This window comes from Bacillus cereus group sp. BfR-BA-01383 (assembly GCF_022663495.1).
GTDB classification, from domain to species: domain Bacteria; phylum Bacillota; class Bacilli; order Bacillales; family Bacillaceae_G; genus Bacillus_A; species Bacillus_A cereus_AU.
This window is the reverse complement of sequence record NZ_JAKUFP010000009.1, coordinates 93,505-113,239: the sequence shown is the minus strand read 5'-3', so window position 1 is coordinate 113,239 and position 19,735 is coordinate 93,505. Positions and strand designations below refer to the sequence as shown.

The following is a 19,735-nucleotide window of genomic DNA, read 5'->3' as shown; positions in this document are numbered from 1 at the left end:
AATGCTAGCACTGACGAGCTGGAAAAGTTCCATTTCAGCAGAATAAGTTTGAAAAAGAAAGAGGACGAGTCATATGCTAAAAGGGAAAAAAATACTTCTATGTGTAACAGGAGGTATTGCGGTTTTTAAAGCAGCAGCGTTAACAAGTAAATTGACACAGGCAGGGGCCATTGTAAAAGTAATGATGAGTGAGTCAGCAATGAAATTTGTTACGCCTCTTACATTCCAAGCACTTTCTCGCCATGATGTATACACAGATACATTCGATGAGAAAGACTCAGCTGTTATTGCGCATATCGATTTAGCAGATTGGGCAGATGTTGTACTTGTTGCACCTGCTACAGCCAATTGTATTGGAAAGTTAGCTGGCGGTATTGCGGATGACATGATTACAACTACTTTGTTAGCTACTACAGCCCCAGTGTGGATTGCACCTGCTATGAATGTGCATATGTATGAAAATAAAATTGTTCAAAAAAATATGATGACGTTAAAAGAGTTAGGATATACATTTATTGAGCCTGGGGAAGGCTTTTTAGCGTGTGGTTATGTAGCGAAGGGAAGACTTGAAGAGCCTGAAGCAATTATTGCACGGTTAGAGGAGGCTTTCTCGGAACAAAAACCATTGCAAGGAAAAAGAATATTAATAACTGCTGGCCCAACACGTGAAAAAATTGACCCAGTTCGTTTTATGACGAATTTTTCTTCTGGGAAAATGGGATATGCGATTGCAGAAGTGGCGGCAAAATTAGGTGCTGAGGTCATACTTGTTTCAGGACCGACAGCATTAAGTCTGCCATTACATGTAACAACGATACAAGTAGAGTCTGCACAAGATATGTTAGAAGCGGTCCTTCAGCATTATCAAAATGTAGATGTTGTTATCAAAACAGCAGCAGTTGCAGATTATCGCCCGAAATATGTTCATGACAATAAAATGAAAAAGCAAAACGGTGATGCTGTAATTGAATTAGAGAGAACAGTAGATATTTTAAAAACGTTAGGTGAAAAGAAGGACAAACAGTTACTTATCGGTTTTGCGGCTGAAACGACAAATGTAGAAGAATACGCAACGAGAAAATTACGCGAAAAAAATGCAAATATGATTGTTGCGAATGATGTAAAAGCGCAAGGAGCTGGATTTGGTACAGATACGAACATTGTAACAATGTATAGAAAAGATGGAGAAGTTATTGAGTTGCCACTTTTAACGAAGAAAGAGGTTGCTCGTGAAATATTAAAGCAAATCGAAATGATGCTAGAAGATGATCGTTTATGAAATTTGCGAGTGTAATTGTTGATGTACCTGCTCGTCAGACAGATCGCCCATTTGATTATATTATTCCAAAAAAATGGGAAGATATTGTCCAGACAGGAATGCGTGTAGTTGTTCCGTTCGGCCCAAGGAAGTTGCAAGGATTTATTATTGGGATTAAGGATTCGGTTGATGTAGAAAGTAAGAAATTAAAGACAATCCATGAAATACTAGATGTAACACCGGTTTTAAATGAGGAATTATTAAAGCTTGGATATTGGCTTACAAGTGAAACGTTATGCTATATGATTTCAGCTTTTCAAGTCATGCTTCCCACAGCGATAAAAGCAACGTATAAAAAGAGTCTACAACTTCGTAAACAAGAAGAAGTAGCACCTGAAATATTATATTTGTTTCAAGATAAGGAAGTGCTAGATTTTGAAGCGATCGAGGCGCAGCCGAATTTATACCGAATAATTCAACAAGAAATTAAAAATGGCACGATTGAAGTTGTTTATCAGGTAAAGGATAAAGTGCAGAAGAAGAAACAAAGAGTCGTTCAGCCCGAGGTATCGGAAGATAAATTAGAATTAGCGGCATTTGAACTGAAAAGTAAAAAACAACAAGATGTACTTTATTACTTTGTGGAAAATTATAAAAGTGTACCGTTGAAAGTAATAACAGAAGAGTTGCAAATAACAGATGCTCCAATAAAATCACTTGTTAAAAAGGGGCTAATCTCAGAAAAGTATGTGGAAGTATACCGGAATCCGTATGACGATGATGATTTTGAACAAACGAAACCATTTCCGCTTACAGAGGAACAAAGGCAAGTCATTACACCGATTTTATCATCAATTACAAATGAAACTTACAATCCATTTTTACTATATGGTGTTACAGGAAGTGGGAAGACAGAAGTATATTTACAATCTATAGCAGCAGTGCTCGAGAAAGGAAAGGAAGCTATTGTACTTGTTCCTGAAATTGCGCTAACGCCTCAAATGGTAGATCGTTTTAAAGGTAGATTTGGCTCGCAAGTTGCAGTTCTTCATAGTGCGCTGTCTGTTGGAGAAAAATATGATGAATGGCGTAAGATATTAAGAAAAGAAGTGAAAGTTGTAGTTGGTGCACGTTCAGCTGTTTTTGCTCCTTTTGAAAATTTAGGAATTATCATTATCGATGAAGAGCATGAATCGAGTTATAAGCAAGAAGATAATCCAAAGTATCATGCGAGAGATGTGGCAGTATGGAGAGGACAGTATCATCAATGTCCAATTGTTCTTGGTAGTGCAACACCGACACTTGAATCGTTTGCAAGAGCGAAAAAAGGTGTATATGAACTACTGACAATGGAAAAACGCATGAATGAGCAAGCTTTGCCAACGATAGAAATTGTTGATATGCGTGAAGAACTTCGTGAGGGTAATCGCTCAATGTTTTCGAAAGCACTGCATGAAAAAATAGCAGATCGATTAGAAAAGAAAGAACAAATGGTACTCTTTTTAAATAGAAGAGGTCATTCTACATTTGTTATGTGCCGTGATTGTGGGTATGTTGTGCAATGTCCACATTGTGATATTTCGCTAACCTATCATAAAATGAATCATCGTTTAAAATGTCATTATTGCAGTCACGAAGAAAATATGCCAACTGCATGCCCTGCTTGTAATAGTACTCATATTCGTTTCTTTGGTACGGGAACACAAAAGGTAGAAGAAGAAATCACAAAATTATTCCCAGAGGCGCGAGTTATTCGAATGGACGTGGATACAACAAGCCGTAAAGGAATGCATGAAAAATTATTAAAGGCATTTGGTGAAGAGAAAGCAGACATATTACTTGGAACACAAATGATTGCTAAAGGACTTGATTTTCCGAAAGTGACGCTTGTTGGTGTTTTAACCGCAGATACGATGCTTCACTTACCTGATTTTCGGGCGAGTGAAAAGACCTATCAGCTATTGACGCAAGTGAGTGGACGAGCGGGGAGACATGAATTGCCAGGAGAAGTTGTAATTCAAACGTATACACCGGAACATTACAGTGTAGAATTAGCAAAGAATCAACAATATGATGTGTTTTTTGAACAAGAAATGCAAATGAGACGAACAAGACAATATCCACCGTATTATTACGTTGTGCTTGTAACGGTGTCTCATCCAGAATTATTAAAGGCAGTCCAAGTGACAGAAAAAATTGTCGGACATTTACGAACGCATTGCACGGAGCAAACAATGGTGTTAGGGCCAGTTGCTTCAGCAATTCCAAGGATAAAAGATAGATATCGTTATCAATGCATGATAAAATACAAACGGGAACCAAACTTAAAGAACGTGCTCAAAATGGTAAATGAACATTATCAAGCAGAAATGCAAAAAGAGCTACAAATCTCAATTGATTTTAATCCAACAATGTTAATGTAGCGGAGGGAAATATGGCAGTATTAGAAATTGTAAAGCATCCAAATGAAGTGTTAGAAACACCATGTGAAAGAGTAATTAACTTTGATAAAAAGTTAGTGAAATTGTTAAAAGATATGCATGAAACTATGTTAATTGCAGACGGCGTCGGTTTAGCTGCTCCTCAAGTAGGTGTAAGCTTGCAAGTAGCGGTAGTTGATATTGGTGATGATACTGGAAAAATCGAGTTAATCAATCCATCAATACTAGAAAAACGTGGTGAACAAGTAGGTCCCGAAGGCTGTTTAAGCTTCCCGGGACTTTATGGTGAAGTGGAACGTGCGGATTATATTAAAGTACGTGCGCAGAACCGCCGAGGTAAAGTGTTTTTATTAGAAGCGGAAGGATTTTTAGCGCGTGCAATTCAACATGAAATCGATCATTTACACGGTGTTTTATTTACATCGAAAGTGACGAGATATTATGAAGAAGGCGAATTAGAATAGGTTTAAAAGGAGCGGTTTTTGAATGATGAAAGTAGTATTTATGGGAACACCGGACTTTTCTGTTCCGGTGCTTCGTCGTCTTATCGAGGACGGATATGACGTAGTTGGTGTTGTAACACAACCTGATCGTCCAGTAGGCAGAAAAAAGGTTTTAACACCTACTCCTGTTAAAGTGGAAGCAGAAAAACATGGTATTCCAGTATTACAGCCATTAAAAATTCGTGAAAAAGACGAATATGAAAAAGTATTAGCACTAGAGGCAGACTTAATTGTAACAGCTGCGTTCGGTCAGATTGTACCAAACGAAATTTTAGAAGCACCAAAGTACGGATGTATTAATGTCCATGCCTCTTTACTTCCAGAACTACGCGGTGGTGCACCGATTCATTATGCGATTATGGAAGGTAAAGAAAAAACAGGCATTACAATTATGTATATGGTAGAAAAATTGGATGCTGGTGATATCTTAACGCAAGTGGAAGTAGAAATTGAAGAACGTGAAACGACAGGCTCGTTATTTGATAAGTTAAGTGAAGCAGGAGCACACCTTCTATCTAAAACAGTACCTTTATTAATTCAAGGTAAGTTAGAACCAATTAAACAAAACGAAGAAGAAGTAACGTTTGCATATAATATAAAACGTGAGCAAGAGCAAATCGATTGGACAAAAACAGGTGAGGAAGTATACAATCACATTCGTGGATTGAACCCATGGCCAGTTGCTTATACAACTTTAGCAGGACAAGTTGTTAAAGTGTGGTGGGGAGAGAAAGTACCCGTAACTGAAGCGGCTGAAGCAGGTACGATTGTTGCGATTGAAGAAGATGGTTTTGTTGTAGCAACTGGTAATGAGACAGGTGTTAAAATTACCGAATTGCAACCTTCTGGTAAAAAGCGTATGAGTTGTTCGCAATTTTTACGTGGCACAACACCTGAAATTGGAACGAAGTTAGGAGAAAATGCATGAGACAAAATGTTCGTGAGTTAGCTCTTGATGGTTTAATTCAAGTAGAAAAAAGTGGTGCGTATAGCAACTTACTTTTAAATAATCTAATTGAAAAAAGTGCAATTGATAGAAAAGATATTGGGTTATTAACTGAAATTGTATACGGAACGATTCAACGTCGTGACACATTAGATTATTATTTACAACCCTTTTTAAGAAAAAAGGTTGAGGCGTGGGTAAGAGTATTGCTTCGCCTATCTTTATATCAAATGATCTATTTAGACCGAGTGCCAGAAAGAGCGGCTATTCATGAAGCGGTTGAAATTGCGAAACGTCGTGGTCACAAAGGTATTTCCGGTATGGTGAACGGTGTGTTACGTTCAGTTCAAAGAGAAGGTGTACCTTCTTTAGACGAAATTAAGGATCCGGTAGAACGTCTTGCAGTTGCAAAGAGTCATCCAATGTGGCTTGTACAAGAATGGGCATCTGAATATGGTTTAGAGACAGCAGAGAAAATGTGTGAAGTAAACATGTTGCCACCTGTACCAACAGCACGCGTGAATGTTGATAAAGTAACGGTAGAAGAAGCAATTGCATTATTAGCTGATGAGGGTATAGAAGCAAAGCGTGGCGAATTATCAGAGGATGCAATTCAAATTGAACGAGGGAATGTAGCACATACAGAAGCTTTTAAAAAAGGATTCCTTTCTATTCAAGATGAAAGCTCTATGCTGGTAGCACGTGCTTTAGAACCGAGTGAGGGAGATGTAGTTCTTGATAGTTGTGCTGCTCCGGGCGGAAAGACAACGCATATCGCAGAACGATTAAAAGGGACTGGTAAGGTCATGTCTCTTGATTTACATGCACACAAAGTACGTTTAATTAAACAACAAGCAGAGCGACTTGGTCTAGAGAATGTAGAAACAAAGGCATTAGATGCTAGAAAAGTTCAAGAGCATTTCGAAAATGAAACGTTTGATAAAATATTAGTAGATGCACCGTGTTCTGGATTTGGTGTAATTAGACGTAAACCTGACATTAAATTAGGAAAAGATAAAGGCGATAGTGAAAGATTATCGACGATTCAACTTGCGATACTAGAAAAAATAGCACCATTATTAAAACAAGGTGGTCGCCTTGTTTATAGTACGTGCACAATTGAAAAAATAGAAAATGAACAAGTAATAGAGCAATTTTTACAAGAGCATCCTGAATTTGAGTGGGATACTACGATAAAAGAGCGCATGCCAGAAAAGTTAAATCCGTATATTGATGAAGGTCAAGTACAAATTTTACCGCATTATTTTGCAACAGATGGCTTTTATATTGCTTGTTTAAGGAAGAAGGTGTAGCATCATGGAAACAACTGTGAGAAAACAAAAGAAAAATCTAGAAACAAAGAAACCATCAATTTACTCTTTACAACTTCATGAAATGCAAGATTGGTTAAAGGAGCAAGGAGAGCCAAAGTTCCGTGCTGGACAAATTTTTGATTGGTTATATAAAAAACGTGTAAAAAATTATGAGGATATGTCAAACCTTTCTAAAGGATTGCGTGATAAATTGTCGAATTCCTTTGATATTACTACTTTAAACACGTTAGTAAAACAAACGTCTTCGGATGGAACAATTAAATTCTTATTCCAGTTATACGATGGGTACTCCATTGAAACGGTATTAATGCGACATGAATATGGAAATTCCATTTGTGTAACAACACAGGTTGGTTGTCGAATTGGCTGTACGTTCTGTGCTTCTACACTTGGTGGGCTAAAACGAAACCTAGAAGCTGGAGAAATTGTAGCGCAAGTAGTAGAAGTGCAGCGTGCGCTTGATGAAACGGAAGAACGTGTAAGTTCTCTTGTTGTTATGGGAATTGGAGAGCCGTTTGATAATTACGATAACTTAATGTCATTCTTACGCATTGTAAATCATGAAAAAGGAATTCATATTGGTGCAAGACATATGACAGTTTCAACAAGTGGAATTGTTCCAAAAATTTATAAGTTCGCTGAAGAAGATATGCAAATTAATTTTGCGATTTCATTGCATGCTGCAAATACAGAGTTACGTTCAAAATTAATGCCGATTAACCGTGCTTATAAGCTACCGGATTTAATGGAAGCTATTAAATACTATGTAAATAGAACAGGGCGTCGTATTACATTTGAATATGGCTTATTTGGAGGAGAAAATGACCAAGTTGAGCACGCTGAAGAACTTGCTGCGCTCTTAAAAGGTGTAAAATGTCATGTAAACTTAATTCCGGTAAACTACGTGCCAGAACGTGATTATGTACGTACGCCACGAGAGCAAATTTTCTTATTTGAAAAGACGCTAAAAGATCGTGGAGTGAATGTAACAATTCGCCGTGAACAAGGTCATGATATTGATGCAGCCTGCGGTCAGTTGCGTGCAAAGGAGCGCAAAGAAGAGACGAGGTGACGAGATGAAAGCCGTGTTTCTATCGGATAAAGGGAAAGTTCGTCAACATAATGAAGATAGTGCAGGAGTTTTTCACAATTTAGATGGAAATATTTTAGCGGTAGTAGCAGATGGAATGGGGGGTCATCGAGCTGGCGATGTAGCTAGCTCGATGGCTATTCAATTATTCCATGATTATTGGAAGCAAACGCATAATATGAATGAGCCTAAAAAGATAGAAAAGTGGTTACATACTAACGTTGGAATTATTAATGAGCGTATATATGCTTACTCTAAGCAACATGTAGAATGTAAAGGCATGGGAACGACGGTTATCGTAGCAATTTGTACACCTAGTTTTGTAACAATAGGTCATATAGGAGATAGTCGTTGTTATATGGTATCAGAAGGAAAAATATCGCTTGTAACGGAAGATCACTCACTTGTAAATGAACTAGTTAGGCACGGTGAAATTTCAAAAGAAGACGCAGAATATCATCCGAAAAAGAATGTTCTATTAAGAGCGTTAGGAAATGAAGAAAAAGTCGGATTAGATGTAAAAACATTAGTGCTCGAAGAAGACGATCAATTACTTCTTTGTTCTGATGGATTATCTAACAAAGTCCAGATGACTGATATGCAACAAATTTTACAATTGAATGAACAGCTCGAGGAAAAGGGAGAGCGTCTCATTCAATTAGCAAATGATCGTGGTGGAGAAGATAATATCACCCTTGTTCTTATTGATTATGCGGATTCGACAAACGAAAGTAGGTGAAGTGCAACGTGCTGATTGGAAAACGCTTAAATGACCGTTATAAACTGCTGAAAATGATTGGCGGCGGCGGAATGGCCAATGTATATTTAGCTCATGATGATATACTCGGCCGAGATGTAGCGGTGAAAATATTAAGACTCGACTATTCAAATAATGAAGAGTTTATTAAACGTTTCCATCGAGAAGCGCAATCTGTTACAACGTTGTCGCATCCAAATATTGTGAATATGTATGATGTTGGGGAAGAGGATGGTATATATTATCTTGTCATGGAGTACGTACCTGGACAAACATTGAAGCAATACATAATTGAGCGAGGGATGCTACCTATAGGAGAAGCTCTTGATATTATGGAGCAGTTAACATCCGCCATGGCACACGCCCATCATTTTGAAATTGTGCATCGTGATATAAAACCGCATAATATTTTAATTCGAGCTGATGGAGTAATAAAAGTAACAGATTTTGGAATTGCGACAGCTACAAGTGCAACAACAATTACACATACAAATTCGGTACTCGGTTCGGTGCATTACTTATCACCAGAACAAGCACGCGGCGGGATAGCAAATAAACAATCAGATATTTATTCTCTTGGTATTGTTATGTTTGAATTGTTAACAGGAAGACAACCGTTTTCTGGCGAATCTGCTGTGGCTATAGCTTTAAAACATCTACAAAATGAAATTCCGTCTCCAAAAAGATGGAATGAAAATATTCCGCAAAGTGTCGAAAATATTATATTAAAGGCAACTGCAAAAGATCCGTTCCATCGATATCAATCTGCCAATGCGATGAAACGAGATATTGAAACTGCGCTATATCCAGAGAGGATAAATGAGCAACCATTTTACATACCGGAAGATATGGAAGCGACAAAAGCGATTCCGATTATTCAACAAGAACAATTATTTGAAAATGTAACTGATGAAACAATTGTTTTAAAAGGGAGTAAAGTGGACGAACAAGTAAGAGAAGAAGCTGAATTAAGTAAGAAGAAAAAACGAAGTAACAAATGGCTCAAAGTTTTAATTACAACATTTTTACTTTTAGCAATTGGAATAACGTTAGCACTTACTGTTATTCCGGGATTCTTTATTCCGAAAGATGTAAAAGTTCCTGATGTAGCCGGTATGAAATATACGACAGCTGTAAATAAATTGGTAGAAAAGGGTTTTGAAATAACGGAACCTAATATTGTATATACAGATGATGTTGAGGCGGGGGATGTGATCAAAACAGACCCTGTAGCAGGCAGAGTCGTGAAAGAAAACTCTAAAATTACTATCTATCAATCAGGTGGAAAAAAGAAAAGTAAGATGAAGGACTTTACAGGAAAAAACTTCGAGAGTGTAAAAACTGAATTAGAAGAAAGATATAAACAGGTTACAGAAAACTATATTGAAAATGATAGGCCAAAAGGTGAAATTGTAGAGCAAATCCCGACGCCTGATCAAATGGTGATAGAGGCAGAGCAAGAACTGAAAGTTTGGATTAGTAAAGGGCCTTATCAAATTAGAGCAGGCGATTTTTCAAGATGGACTGAAAATAGTGTAATTGGTTATTTGAATGAGAGAAAACTAACTCCAGATGTAAAACGAGAGTATTCAGATACAGTTGATAAAGGACTTGTAATTTCTCAATCACCAAAGCCAGGAACACCGTTAAAAGAAGGTGATAAAGTGACGATTATCATCTCAGATGGACCTAAGCCGAAAGTAACGAAAACAGTAAAAGTGGATAACATTTCTATCCCATATGAGTCTTCTATAATAGGTGAGAAAAAACCGCAAACAATAGAAATTTATAAAGAAGATATGCAACAAAAAATGGATAGACCAATTGAAACAAGAACGATTACAGAGTCGGCAACAATTTCTTTAGAATTTATAATTCAAGAAGATACAAAGGGCCACTATAAAATCGTACGAGATGGAGTTACGATTATTGACAAAGAAGTACCATATCCAACTCAATAATAGTGAACGTCTTGCTTTTTATAAAGAATATGATTTATTACTCTTGCCTGTTATGCTATCTACAAAGTGGATGGTATAGCAGGCAAAAATATATGATTCAAAAAGCTATAAAAGTGATACTGTTATAAATAATATTTCGAATTTGATGGTAGATTAAATATATTAAGTTTGGTGGGTTTTAAACTAATTGTTTAAAGAATCCTAGTCCATTCAATATTAATTACAGCTTCACTTTATACAAAATAAAGGAGAATTATATGCCAGAAGGAAAAATTGTAAAAGCTCTAAGTGGGTTTTATTATGTGCAGCATGAAGAAGGGATTACACAATGTCGTGGGCGTGGTGTATTTAGAAAGAATAAAATTACGCCACTTGTAGGAGACCAAGTCGTTTTTCAAGCAGATAACCCAACGGAAGGCTACGTGCTTGAAGTATTTGATCGAAAAAATGAACTTGTTAGGCCTCCTATTGCTAATGTTGATCAAGCGATCCTCGTTTTCTCTGCAGTAGAACCAGATTTTAATCCGGGACTGTTAGATCGATTTTTAGTGCTGATTGAATACCATAACATTAAGCCGATTATTTGTATTAGCAAGATGGATTTAGTAGATGAAAAAATGAAAACAACCGTTGAAGCTTATGCGAATGATTATCGTGAAATGGGTTATGATGTATTGTTTACTTCTATAAATACATCTGAAAGTATTGATATTTTAAAGCCATTTTTAGAAGGTTGTGTTTCTGTGGTTGCAGGCCAATCTGGTGTTGGGAAATCTTCCATGTTAAACGTATTACGTCCAGATTTAGAACTGAAAACTAATGATATTTCCTCACATTTAGGGCGCGGGAAACATACGACAAGACATGTGGAATTAATCACAGTTGGAAGTGGACTTGTTGCGGATACGCCTGGTTTTAGTTCACTTGATTTCATAGATATAGAAGTAGAAGATCTTACATATTGTTTTCCAGAGTTGAAAGAAGCGAGCCAATACTGTAAATTTAGAGGGTGTACACATCTTTCTGAACCGAAGTGTGCGGTGAAAGCTGCAGTTGAAGAAGGGAAGATTACCGAATATCGCTATAAGAATTATAAACAATTCGTAGAAGAAATTAGAGAGAGAAAGCCGAGGTATTAGTCATGATTAAAATTGCACCATCGATTTTATCAGCAGATTTTTCAAAATTAGGGGAAGAGATTAAAGATGTAGAAAAGGGCGGAGCGGATTACATTCATGTGGATGTAATGGATGGACATTTCGTACCAAATATTACGATTGGTCCATTAATTGTAGAAGCAATTCGTCCGATTACATCATTACCGTTAGATGTGCATTTAATGATCGAAAATCCTGACAATTATATCCCAACTTTTGCACAAGCGGGAGCAGATATTATTACTGTTCATGTAGAAGCTTGTCCTCATCTGCATCGTACAATTCAGTTAATTAAATCTCATGGCATTAAAGCGGGAGTTGTATTAAATCCGCATACGCCAGTTTCAACGATTGAGCATGTATTAGAAGATATAGATATGGTATTACTTATGACAGTAAACCCTGGATTTGGCGGACAAAAATTTATCCATTCAGTATTACCGAAAATTAAACAAGTCGCAGAAATGGTTAAAGAGCGAAATCTAGAAGTGGAAATTGAAGTTGATGGTGGTGTTAACGCTGAAACAGCAAGACTTTGTATTGAAGCAGGAGCAAATGTACTTGTAGCTGGATCAGCGGTATATAATCAAAAAGACCGCGGTGAAGCAATTTGTGTAATTCGTGGATAATGAACGAAATTTTATCACTAGCCTAGTGAATCTTTTAGTTCAGTAAGATTTCACTATTTACACAGGATAGAGAAAAATATGTAAAAAGGCAATCTACCGAATGGCAGATTGCCTTTTTACAATAGAAGGGGAAGAAAAAATGATTATTCATATTTTGGCAGGAGGACCTGTAGAATACTGCGCAGATTTTTCTCGATATGAAAATGAGAAAGTAGTGTGGGCAGCCGTTGATAGAGGAGTATACCGTTTATTAAAAAGAGGAATCACTCCGGCTGTTGCGTTTGGAGATTACGATTCAGTTACAGAAGAGGAACTAGTATGGATGGGACAGCAAACAAATGAATTACATATTGTTCCGCGGGAAAAAGATCAAACGGATTTAGAGATTGCAATTAACTGGGCATTAGAACAGAATCCGGCACTCATTCGTATTTTTGGTGCTACCGGTGGAAGGCTTGATCACGGTTTAGCAAATATACAGATGCTTCTAAAAGGGTTAGAAGTAGAGATAGAAATGAGTATTGTAGACAATAAAAATGAAATAACAGTAAAAAAAGTTGGTACACATATAATTGAAGAAAATAAAAATTTTCCTTATGTATCTTTTGTACCGGTTACTGAAACAGTGGAAGGGATTACATTACTTGGATTTAAGTACCCTCTTACTAATAAAACAATAGAGTGGGGATCGACGCTTTGTATTAGTAATGAACTCATTGTGGAAAAAGGTACTTTTTCATTTACTTCTGGCATATTAATGATGATAAGAAGCACTGATTGAAGAAACAATTTTGCTCCTTGCATCATATAGTTAACAAGTGGAGTAATGGGGATTAGGAGGGAAACCATGAGATTTTATACAATTAAGTTACCTAAATTTCTTGGTGGAATTGTTCGCGCGATGTTAAATACCTTCAAAAAAGACTAAAAAAAGCACCTATCACCGGTGCTTTTTCCATTGGTATAATAAAAAAAGAGCCTAGCGGCTCTTTTTTTTATTATTAAACACGTTCGATTTTGCCAGATTTTAATGCTCTAGCAGAAACGTAAACACGTTGAACTTTTCCGTCGATGCGTACGCGAACTTTTTGAAGGTTAGCGCCCCATTTACGTTTTGTAGCGTTCATTGCGTGAGAACGAGAGTTACCAGAACGAGCTTTTCTTCCAGTGATAGCACAAACACGAGCCATTTATATTTCCCTCCCTTGATACCTTACCATACGTAATTTTTCAATGTTAGTCTTTTATGCGATGCTAAAAACACTACTATAATTTAACACAACTAAAAAGAGAATGCAACACCGTAGAAAAAAGAAATCAAGAAAAATTACTTGACACCATATGCCAATGCGGAAAAGCTGAAATCAAGAAAAATTACTTGACATACTATAGTGGTACATGTTGTATAATAACAATGGACTATTTTGCTCATCATAGAAAAGTGTAGTATAAAACATAAAATATGTGAGTGAAAAGAAAGAACGATGGAATTTTCTTTGAAAAGATTATATGATAGTAACTAAAGTAGTCTAGCTCACTTTCACCATTTATGAAGGGGGAAACGAGATGTCAATTGAAATTAAAACGAAGTACGGTCAAATTGATATTAGTACAGATGTAATTGCAACAATTGCTGGAGGTGCCGCAGTAGATTGCTACGGTATCGTAGGTATGGCATCAAAAAATCAGTTAAAAGATGGATTAACAGACATTTTGCGAAAAGAAAACTTCACTAGAGGCGTAATTGTTCGTAAAGGTGAAGATGAAGTACATATTGATATGTATATTATTGTGAGCTATGGTACGAAAATTTCAGAAGTAGCACATAACGTGCAGACGAAAGTGAAATATACATTAGATCAAACTGTAGGACTAGCAGTAGATTCTGTAAACATCTACGTACAAGGAGTTAAAGTAATAAACTTGTAATGTGCATTAAGGAGGAAAATCTGTGTCAATTCAAAAAATTGATGGAAAACGTTTATCACAAATGATCATGCAAGGAGCGAATAATTTAACAAATAATGTTCAGCTTGTTGATGCATTAAACGTATTTCCAGTTCCAGATGGCGATACCGGTACAAACATGAACTTATCTATGACTTCAGGCGCACGTGAAGTGAAAGCAAATCCTTCACAGCATGCTGGTAAAGTCGGCGTAAGTTTAGCCAAAGGATTATTAATGGGAGCTCGTGGTAACTCTGGAGTTATTTTATCTCAGTTGTTCCGTGGTTTCTCAAAATCCATTGAACAAAAAGAAGAATTAACAACGGTTGATTTTGCTGCAGCTTTAGAAGCTGGAGTAGAGGCAGCTTACAAAGCGGTTATGAAACCGATTGAAGGAACGATTTTAACGGTTGCAAGAGAAACGGGTAAATATGCAGTAACAGTTGCGAAAAAACAGCGCGACTTTGTTTTGTTTATGGAAGACGTTGTGAAAGAAGCGAATGCATCGTTAAATCGTACGCCAGATTTATTACCTGTATTAAAACAAGTTGGCGTTGTAGATAGCGGTGGTAAAGGTCTTGTTGTAGTATACGAAGGATTTTTAGCTGACTTAAAAGGAGAAACAATTTCTTCTGATGCGCCGACGCAACCATCTATGAATGAAATGGTACGCGCAGAACATCACCGTAGTGTACAAAGCCAATTGAGTACAGAAGATATTAAGTATGGATATTGTACGGAGTTCATGGTGAAATTAGAAGCCGAAAAAGTGAAAGAGCATAATTTCTCTGAGCAAAAATTCCGTGAAGATATTAGTGTGTACGGTGATTCATTATTAGTTGTTTCTGATGATGAAATTGTAAAAGTTCATATCCATGCAGAGCATCCTGGAGACGCTATGAACTACGGACAACGTTATGGTAGCTTAATTAAGATTAAAGTAGAAAATATGCGTGAACAGCATACTGCTTTATTAGATGAACCTACTATGATGCCTGAGCAACCAAGCCAATCAAAAGAGAAGCAACCGTACGGTATTGTAACTGTAGCTATGGGATCTGGTATTAAAACTTTATTTGAGAGCATTGGTGCGACGAAAGTTATCGAAGGTGGCCAAACGATGAATCCAAGTACAGAGGATATCGTGAAGGCGATTGAAGAGGCGAATGCTGATAAAATTATCATTTTACCAAATAACGGAAATATCGTGATGGCAGCAGAACAAGCGGCATCAGTTGTAGATCAAGAAGTTATTGTTGTTCGTTCGAAAACAGTTCCTCAAGGTATGGCTGCAATGTTAGCATTTAATCCAGTTGGAACGTTAGAAGAGAATGAAGAAAACATGAAAGAAGCTTTATCTCATGTGAAAACAGGTCAAATTACGTATGCTGTTCGTGATACGGAAATTGACGGTGTGACAATTCAAAAAGATGATTTCATGTGTATTGCAGATGGGAAAATCGTATCAACAAACGCTGAAAAAGTAGGAGCTGCGAAGCAATTACTAGAGGCACTAATTGATGAGGATTCTGAAATCGTAACGATTCTACAAGGTGAAGATGCAACTGACGAAGAAGTAGCTGAGTTAGTTGAATTTGTAGAAGAAAACTTTGAAGATGCAGAAGTAGAAGTACATGCTGGAAACCAACCAGTATATTCTTTCATCTTCTCTGTAGAATAAGAAAAGATTCGTTTTGAAAATAAATGGATTACTTATTTGCTAATGGATTAAGAAGTAGTAATATGAAGTTTATTGCTAGTTTTTATTCAAAAGGCTAGCATATTGAAGATGAAAAAGAGCCTTGCTGCTAATAGTGGGGCTCTTTTCTTTCGTGTTGTTTATGATGGGTTTGAGTAGTTTCTCTTAGAATGCCTATGATAGAATATATAAGGTGAAAGAGAGCGATTACAGATGTTAATTGATGCCCAGGTCCAGGTAGAGTGCACAAAGAAAATAATGTAACGGAGTGTGAGAATCTTGAATGAAGTTGTACAAGTTCCTGTTACGGATGTAAAGGGAATCGGAGGAGAAACATCTGAATTACTACACGAGATGGGAATTTATACAGTTTCTCATCTATTAGAGCATTTTCCGTACCGTTATGAAGATTATGCGATGAAAGATCTTGCTGAAGTAAAGCATGATGAACGTGTAACAGTTGAGGGGAAAGTTCATAGTGCTCCTTTACTACAATATTATGGGAAGAAGAAGTCACGACTTACAGTTCGTGTCCTTGTCGGTCGTTATTTAATTACTGCTGTATGTTTTAATAGACCGTACTATAAACAAAAGTTAAAGTTAGATGAAACAGTAACGATTACTGGTAAATGGGATCAGCATCGTCAAACAATTGCTGTATCAGAGCTTCATTTTGGGCCGGTTGTACGTCAACAAGAAGTAGAGCCTGTATACTCAGTGAAAGGAAAACTTACAGTAAAACAGATGCGCCGTTTTGTTGCACAAGCATTTAAGGAGTATGGAGATTCTATAATCGAAGTGTTACCAGACGGTTTATTAAGTCGGTATAAATTACTACCACGCTATGAAGCGCTCAGGGCGTTGCATTTTCCTGTAGGGCAAGAAGATTTAAAGCAAGCGCGTCGTCGTTTTGTATATGAGGAGTTTTTCTTATTTCAGCTAAAAATGCAAACTCTACGGAAAATGGAGAGAGAGAATTCCAAAGGGACGAAGAAAGAAATCCCGCTATTAGAATTACAAGAGTTTATTGATGCACTTCCGTTTCCGTTAACTGGTGCGCAGCGACGGGTTGTAGATGAAATTATGAAAGATGTGACATCTCCTTATAGGATGAATCGTCTATTGCAAGGTGACGTAGGTTCCGGGAAAACAGTCGTTGCTGCGATTGCTCTTTATGCGGCGAAATTAGCTCGTTATCAAGGTGCTTTGATGGTTCCTACAGAAATTTTAGCTGAACAACATTATCAGTCACTTGCTGAGACATTTTCGCATTTCGGTATGACGGTTGAACTGTTAACGAGTTCTGTTAAAGGTGCAAGACGTCGAGAAATTTTGGCAAGATTAGAGCAAGGGGAAGTAGATATCCTTGTTGGAACGCATGCTTTAATTCAAGATGAAGTTATATTTCATAGGTTAGGTCTCGTTATTACCGATGAACAGCATCGATTTGGTGTAGCGCAGCGCCGGGTTTTACGGGAGAAAGGTGAAAGTCCAGATGTATTGTTTATGACGGCGACCCCAATTCCGCGAACGTTAGCTATCACTGCATTTGGAGAGATGGACGTTTCTATAATCGATGAAATGCCAGCTGGTAGAAAGGTAATCGAAACGTACTGGGCAAAACATGATATGTTAGATCGTGTTCTTGGCTTTGTTGAGAAAGAGATAAAAAAAGGAAGACAGGCATATGTTATTTGTCCTCTTATTGAAGAGTCTGAGAAACTTGATGTGCAAAATGCTATCGACTTACATAGTATGTTGACTCATCATTATCAAGGGAAATGTCAAGTTGGATTAATGCATGGAAGATTATCATCTCAGGAAAAAGAAGAGATAATGGGGCAATTTAGTGAAAATAAAGTACAAATTCTTGTATCGACAACAGTTGTCGAAGTTGGTGTGAACGTACCGAATGCGACTGTTATGGTTATTTATGACGCAGAACGTTTTGGCTTATCGCAGCTTCATCAGCTGAGGGGGCGTGTTGGGCGTGGTAGTGAACAATCATATTGTTTATTAATCGCGGATCCAAAATCGGAAACGGGAAAAGAGCGAATGCGTATTATGACTGAAACGAATGATGGATTTGTATTGTCAGAAAAAGATTTAGAGTTACGAGGTCCTGGAGATTTCTTTGGAAGTAAGCAAAGTGGTTTACCAGAATTTAAGGTCGCTGATATGGTACATGATTATCGAGCGTTAGAAACAGCAAGACAAGATGCGGCGATACTAGTAGATTCAGAAGCGTTTTGGCACAACGATCAGTATGCTGCCTTGCGTACGTATCTTGATGGAACAGGTGTGTTCCAGGGAGAGAAGCTCGATTAAAGGGAGTCAACAAAAATTTTTGTTGCATTCTACTTTTAATGATTATATACTACTGTTAGTACCTAGTCATAAAAACGGATGGTGCGGTATGAAAAAAAGAAGAAGCAAAAAAGAAAGACAAGAATTATTACAGCAAACTATAGAAACGAATCCTTTTATTACGGATGAAGATTTGGCAGAAAAATTTCAAGTGAGCATACAAACTGTTCGTCTTGATCGTATGGAATTATCTATTCCTGAATTAAGAGAACGAATTAAGCATGTAGCTACAAAACAACATGAAGAAGATGTGAAATCTTTACCGTTAGAAGAGGTTGTCGGAGAAATTATCGATATAGAATTAGATAGACATGCGATTTCTATCTTTGAAGTAAAGGTAGAACATGTATTTAAAAGAAATCAAATTGCCCGTGGGCATCATTTGTTTGCACAAGCAAACTCACTAGCTGTTGCGGTTATTGATGAAGAATTAGCTTTAACTGCAAAGTCTACCATTCGATACATTCGTCCTGTAAAATTAGGAGAACGTGTTGTTGCAAAAGCGCGCGTTGAAGATGTAGAGAATGATAAAGGACGGACGGTTGTCAAAGTGCGAAGCTTTGTTGGAGAAGAACTTGTTTTCACAGGCACTTTTGAAATGTATCGATCTAGTAATTATAGTGAGGAAGGTAACAACTTATGAAAATCGCAATAGATGCAATGGGTGGCGATCATGCTCCAAAGGCTGTCGTATTAGGGGCAATGAAAGCTATTAAGGAATATTCAGATTTACATATTACGTTAGTAGGAAAAGAAGAGGACATTCGCCAATACTTAACGAGTGAAGAGCGAATTACTATACTTCATACAGACGAAAAAATCGAATCGACAGATGAACCAGTAAGAGCGGTTCGCCGAAAAAAACAAGCATCAATGGTACTAGCGGCAGAGCAAGTAAAGAACGGCGTAGCGGATGCTTGTATATCAGCAGGAAGTACAGGAGCTTTAATGGCAGCTGGATTGTTTGTTGTTGGTCGTATGGAAGGAATTGAACGACCAGCTTTATCACCTACAATGCCAACTGTTGATGGAGAAGGTTTTGTGATGTTAGATGTTGGAGCAAACGTTGATGCAAAACCAATTCATTTATATCAATATGCAGTAATGGGCTCTGTTTATGCAGAGAAGGTAAGAGGAATTAAAAATCCTCGCGTTGGACTTCTAAATGTTGGAACAGAGGATGGTAAAGGAAACGAGCTTTCAAAACAGGTATTTGCTATGCTCAAGGATGCACCAATTAATTTTGTTGGAAACGTTGAATCAAGAGACTTATTGCAAGGTGTAGCAGATGTTGTTGTATGTGATGGTTTTACAGGTAACGTAGCTCTAAAATCACTAGAAGGAACAGCACTTGCATTATTCTCTATGTTAAAAGAGCAATTAATGAGTTCGTTTACGAGCAAATTAGCAGCAGCAGTATTAAAACCAAAACTTATGGTATTAAAAGATAAAATGGATTATTCGGAGTATGGGGGAGCGGCGTTGTTTGGATTGAAAGCTCCTGTCATTAAGGCTCACGGTTCTTCAAATGACCAATCGATATTTAGTGCGATTCGTCAAACGAGAGAAATGGTAGCGAAAGAAGTTATTCCTACAATTTCAAGTGTAATGGAGAAAGAGTCACTCCAATAAGAGGAGGATTTGAA

18 protein-coding genes are annotated in these 19,735 nt (G+C 37.2%); 17 read left to right on the top strand and 1 reads right to left on the bottom strand.

Features of this window, described 5'->3' with window-relative positions; all coding sequences use genetic code 11:
- The first annotated feature begins 73 nt into the window (after positions 1-73).
- From coaBC to spoVM, 12 genes are all read left to right on the top strand, one after another.
- Positions 74-1,279: a bifunctional phosphopantothenoylcysteine decarboxylase/phosphopantothenate--cysteine ligase CoaBC gene (gene coaBC / locus MR065_RS11635; protein ID WP_242213759.1), complete on the top strand. Its 1,206-nt coding sequence runs from the start codon at positions 74-76 to the stop codon at positions 1,277-1,279.
- On the top strand, positions 1,276-3,681 hold the full coding sequence (priA, locus tag MR065_RS11630; protein WP_242213758.1) for a primosomal protein N': 2,406 nt from the start codon (positions 1,276-1,278) through the stop codon (positions 3,679-3,681). Before coaBC ends, priA begins: the two co-directional genes overlap by 4 nt.
- 11 nt (positions 3,682-3,692) lie before the next feature.
- Positions 3,693-4,163 carry a peptide deformylase gene (def, locus tag MR065_RS11625; protein ID WP_098267869.1) on the top strand — a complete coding sequence of 157 codons (471 nt, stop codon included), beginning with the start codon at positions 3,693-3,695 and terminating at the stop codon, positions 4,161-4,163.
- A gap of 22 nt (positions 4,164-4,185) precedes the next feature.
- Complete coding sequence (gene fmt / locus MR065_RS11620; protein ID WP_242213757.1) at positions 4,186-5,130, top strand: methionyl-tRNA formyltransferase; 945 nt, start codon at positions 4,186-4,188, stop codon at positions 5,128-5,130.
- Positions 5,127-6,461, top strand: coding sequence for a 16S rRNA (cytosine(967)-C(5))-methyltransferase RsmB (rsmB, locus tag MR065_RS11615; RefSeq protein ID WP_242213756.1), 1,335 nt, complete (start codon positions 5,127-5,129; stop codon positions 6,459-6,461). The genes fmt and rsmB overlap by 4 nt, the downstream gene beginning before the upstream one ends.
- Before the next feature lie 4 nt (positions 6,462-6,465).
- Positions 6,466-7,554 carry a dual-specificity RNA methyltransferase RlmN gene (gene rlmN, locus MR065_RS11610; RefSeq protein WP_242213754.1) on the top strand — a complete coding sequence of 363 codons (1,089 nt, stop codon included), beginning with the start codon at positions 6,466-6,468 and terminating at the stop codon, positions 7,552-7,554.
- 4 nt (positions 7,555-7,558) lie between these two features.
- Positions 7,559-8,311 (top strand): Stp1/IreP family PP2C-type Ser/Thr phosphatase, encoded by a 753-nt coding sequence (locus tag MR065_RS11605; protein ID WP_242213753.1) that lies wholly within the window; start codon positions 7,559-7,561, stop codon positions 8,309-8,311.
- An 8-nt stretch (positions 8,312-8,319) separates the two neighbouring features.
- Positions 8,320-10,290 (top strand): serine/threonine protein kinase PrkC, encoded by a 1,971-nt coding sequence (gene prkC, locus MR065_RS11600; protein ID WP_242213747.1) that lies wholly within the window; start codon positions 8,320-8,322, stop codon positions 10,288-10,290.
- 257 nt (positions 10,291-10,547) lie between these two features.
- Positions 10,548-11,429 (top strand): ribosome small subunit-dependent GTPase A, encoded by an 882-nt coding sequence (gene rsgA, locus MR065_RS11595; RefSeq protein ID WP_097902957.1) that lies wholly within the window; start codon positions 10,548-10,550, stop codon positions 11,427-11,429.
- A gap of 2 nt (positions 11,430-11,431) precedes the next feature.
- Positions 11,432-12,076, top strand: a complete 645-nt coding sequence (gene rpe / locus MR065_RS11590; protein ID WP_242213744.1) for a ribulose-phosphate 3-epimerase — start codon at positions 11,432-11,434, stop codon at positions 12,074-12,076.
- A gap of 100 nt (positions 12,077-12,176) precedes the next feature.
- The gene (locus MR065_RS11585; protein WP_141436268.1) at positions 12,177-12,857 is read left to right on the top strand and encodes a thiamine diphosphokinase; all 681 of its coding nucleotides are present in this window, start codon (positions 12,177-12,179) and stop codon (positions 12,855-12,857) included.
- Positions 12,858-12,923: 66 nt separating this feature from the next.
- Positions 12,924-13,004 (top strand): stage V sporulation protein SpoVM, encoded by an 81-nt coding sequence (gene spoVM / locus MR065_RS11580; protein ID WP_001213599.1) that lies wholly within the window; start codon positions 12,924-12,926, stop codon positions 13,002-13,004.
- 73 nt (positions 13,005-13,077) lie between these two features.
- Here the strand turns inward: spoVM and rpmB are convergent, their stop codons facing one another.
- Positions 13,078-13,266 carry a 50S ribosomal protein L28 gene (gene rpmB / locus MR065_RS11575; protein WP_000124776.1) on the bottom strand — a complete coding sequence of 63 codons (189 nt, stop codon included), beginning with the start codon at positions 13,264-13,266 and terminating at the stop codon, positions 13,078-13,080.
- Positions 13,267-13,642: 376 nt separating this feature from the next.
- Between rpmB and MR065_RS11570 the strand changes: the two genes are divergently transcribed.
- The 5 genes from MR065_RS11570 (at position 13,643) to plsX (ending at position 19,721) form a co-directional block, all read left to right on the top strand.
- The gene (locus tag MR065_RS11570; RefSeq protein ID WP_097902954.1) at positions 13,643-14,005 is read left to right on the top strand and encodes an Asp23/Gls24 family envelope stress response protein; all 363 of its coding nucleotides are present in this window, start codon (positions 13,643-13,645) and stop codon (positions 14,003-14,005) included.
- A gap of 22 nt (positions 14,006-14,027) precedes the next feature.
- Positions 14,028-15,704: a DAK2 domain-containing protein gene (locus tag MR065_RS11565; RefSeq protein ID WP_098990007.1), complete on the top strand. Its 1,677-nt coding sequence runs from the start codon at positions 14,028-14,030 to the stop codon at positions 15,702-15,704.
- Between the two features lie 297 nt (positions 15,705-16,001).
- A complete protein-coding gene (gene recG, locus MR065_RS11560) occupies positions 16,002-18,050 on the top strand; it encodes an ATP-dependent DNA helicase RecG (RefSeq protein WP_242213743.1) in 2,049 nt (682 codons plus the stop codon).
- A gap of 88 nt (positions 18,051-18,138) precedes the next feature.
- Positions 18,139-18,732 (top strand): transcription factor FapR, encoded by a 594-nt coding sequence (gene fapR / locus MR065_RS11555; protein WP_000747352.1) that lies wholly within the window; start codon positions 18,139-18,141, stop codon positions 18,730-18,732.
- A complete protein-coding gene (gene plsX / locus MR065_RS11550; protein WP_242213741.1) occupies positions 18,729-19,721 on the top strand; it encodes a phosphate acyltransferase PlsX in 993 nt (330 codons plus the stop codon). The genes fapR and plsX overlap by 4 nt, the downstream gene beginning before the upstream one ends.
- Positions 19,722-19,735: the final 14 nt, after the last annotated feature.

Coding starts and splice junctions, on each gene's coding strand:
- MR065_RS11605 (WP_242213753.1), top strand. CDS start 7,559: ATGAAAGCCGTGTTTCTATCGGATAAAGGGAAAGTTCGTCAACATAAT.
- fapR (WP_000747352.1), top strand. CDS start 18,139: ATGAAAAAAAGAAGAAGCAAAAAAGAAAGACAAGAATTATTACAGCAA.
- plsX (WP_242213741.1), top strand. CDS start 18,729: ATGAAAATCGCAATAGATGCAATGGGTGGCGATCATGCTCCAAAGGCT.
- rlmN (WP_242213754.1), top strand. CDS start 6,466: ATGGAAACAACTGTGAGAAAACAAAAGAAAAATCTAGAAACAAAGAAA.
- rsmB (WP_242213756.1), top strand. CDS start 5,127: ATGAGACAAAATGTTCGTGAGTTAGCTCTTGATGGTTTAATTCAAGTA.
- rsgA (WP_097902957.1), top strand. CDS start 10,548: ATGCCAGAAGGAAAAATTGTAAAAGCTCTAAGTGGGTTTTATTATGTG.
- MR065_RS11570 (WP_097902954.1), top strand. CDS start 13,643: ATGTCAATTGAAATTAAAACGAAGTACGGTCAAATTGATATTAGTACA.
- spoVM (WP_001213599.1), top strand. CDS start 12,924: ATGAGATTTTATACAATTAAGTTACCTAAATTTCTTGGTGGAATTGTT.
- coaBC (WP_242213759.1), top strand. CDS start 74: ATGCTAAAAGGGAAAAAAATACTTCTATGTGTAACAGGAGGTATTGCG.
- MR065_RS11585 (WP_141436268.1), top strand. CDS start 12,177: ATGGCAGATTGCCTTTTTACAATAGAAGGGGAAGAAAAAATGATTATT.
- priA (WP_242213758.1), top strand. CDS start 1,276: ATGAAATTTGCGAGTGTAATTGTTGATGTACCTGCTCGTCAGACAGAT.
- rpe (WP_242213744.1), top strand. CDS start 11,432: ATGATTAAAATTGCACCATCGATTTTATCAGCAGATTTTTCAAAATTA.
- def (WP_098267869.1), top strand. CDS start 3,693: ATGGCAGTATTAGAAATTGTAAAGCATCCAAATGAAGTGTTAGAAACA.
- fmt (WP_242213757.1), top strand. CDS start 4,186: ATGATGAAAGTAGTATTTATGGGAACACCGGACTTTTCTGTTCCGGTG.
- rpmB (WP_000124776.1), bottom strand. CDS start 13,266: ATGGCTCGTGTTTGTGCTATCACTGGAAGAAAAGCTCGTTCTGGTAAC.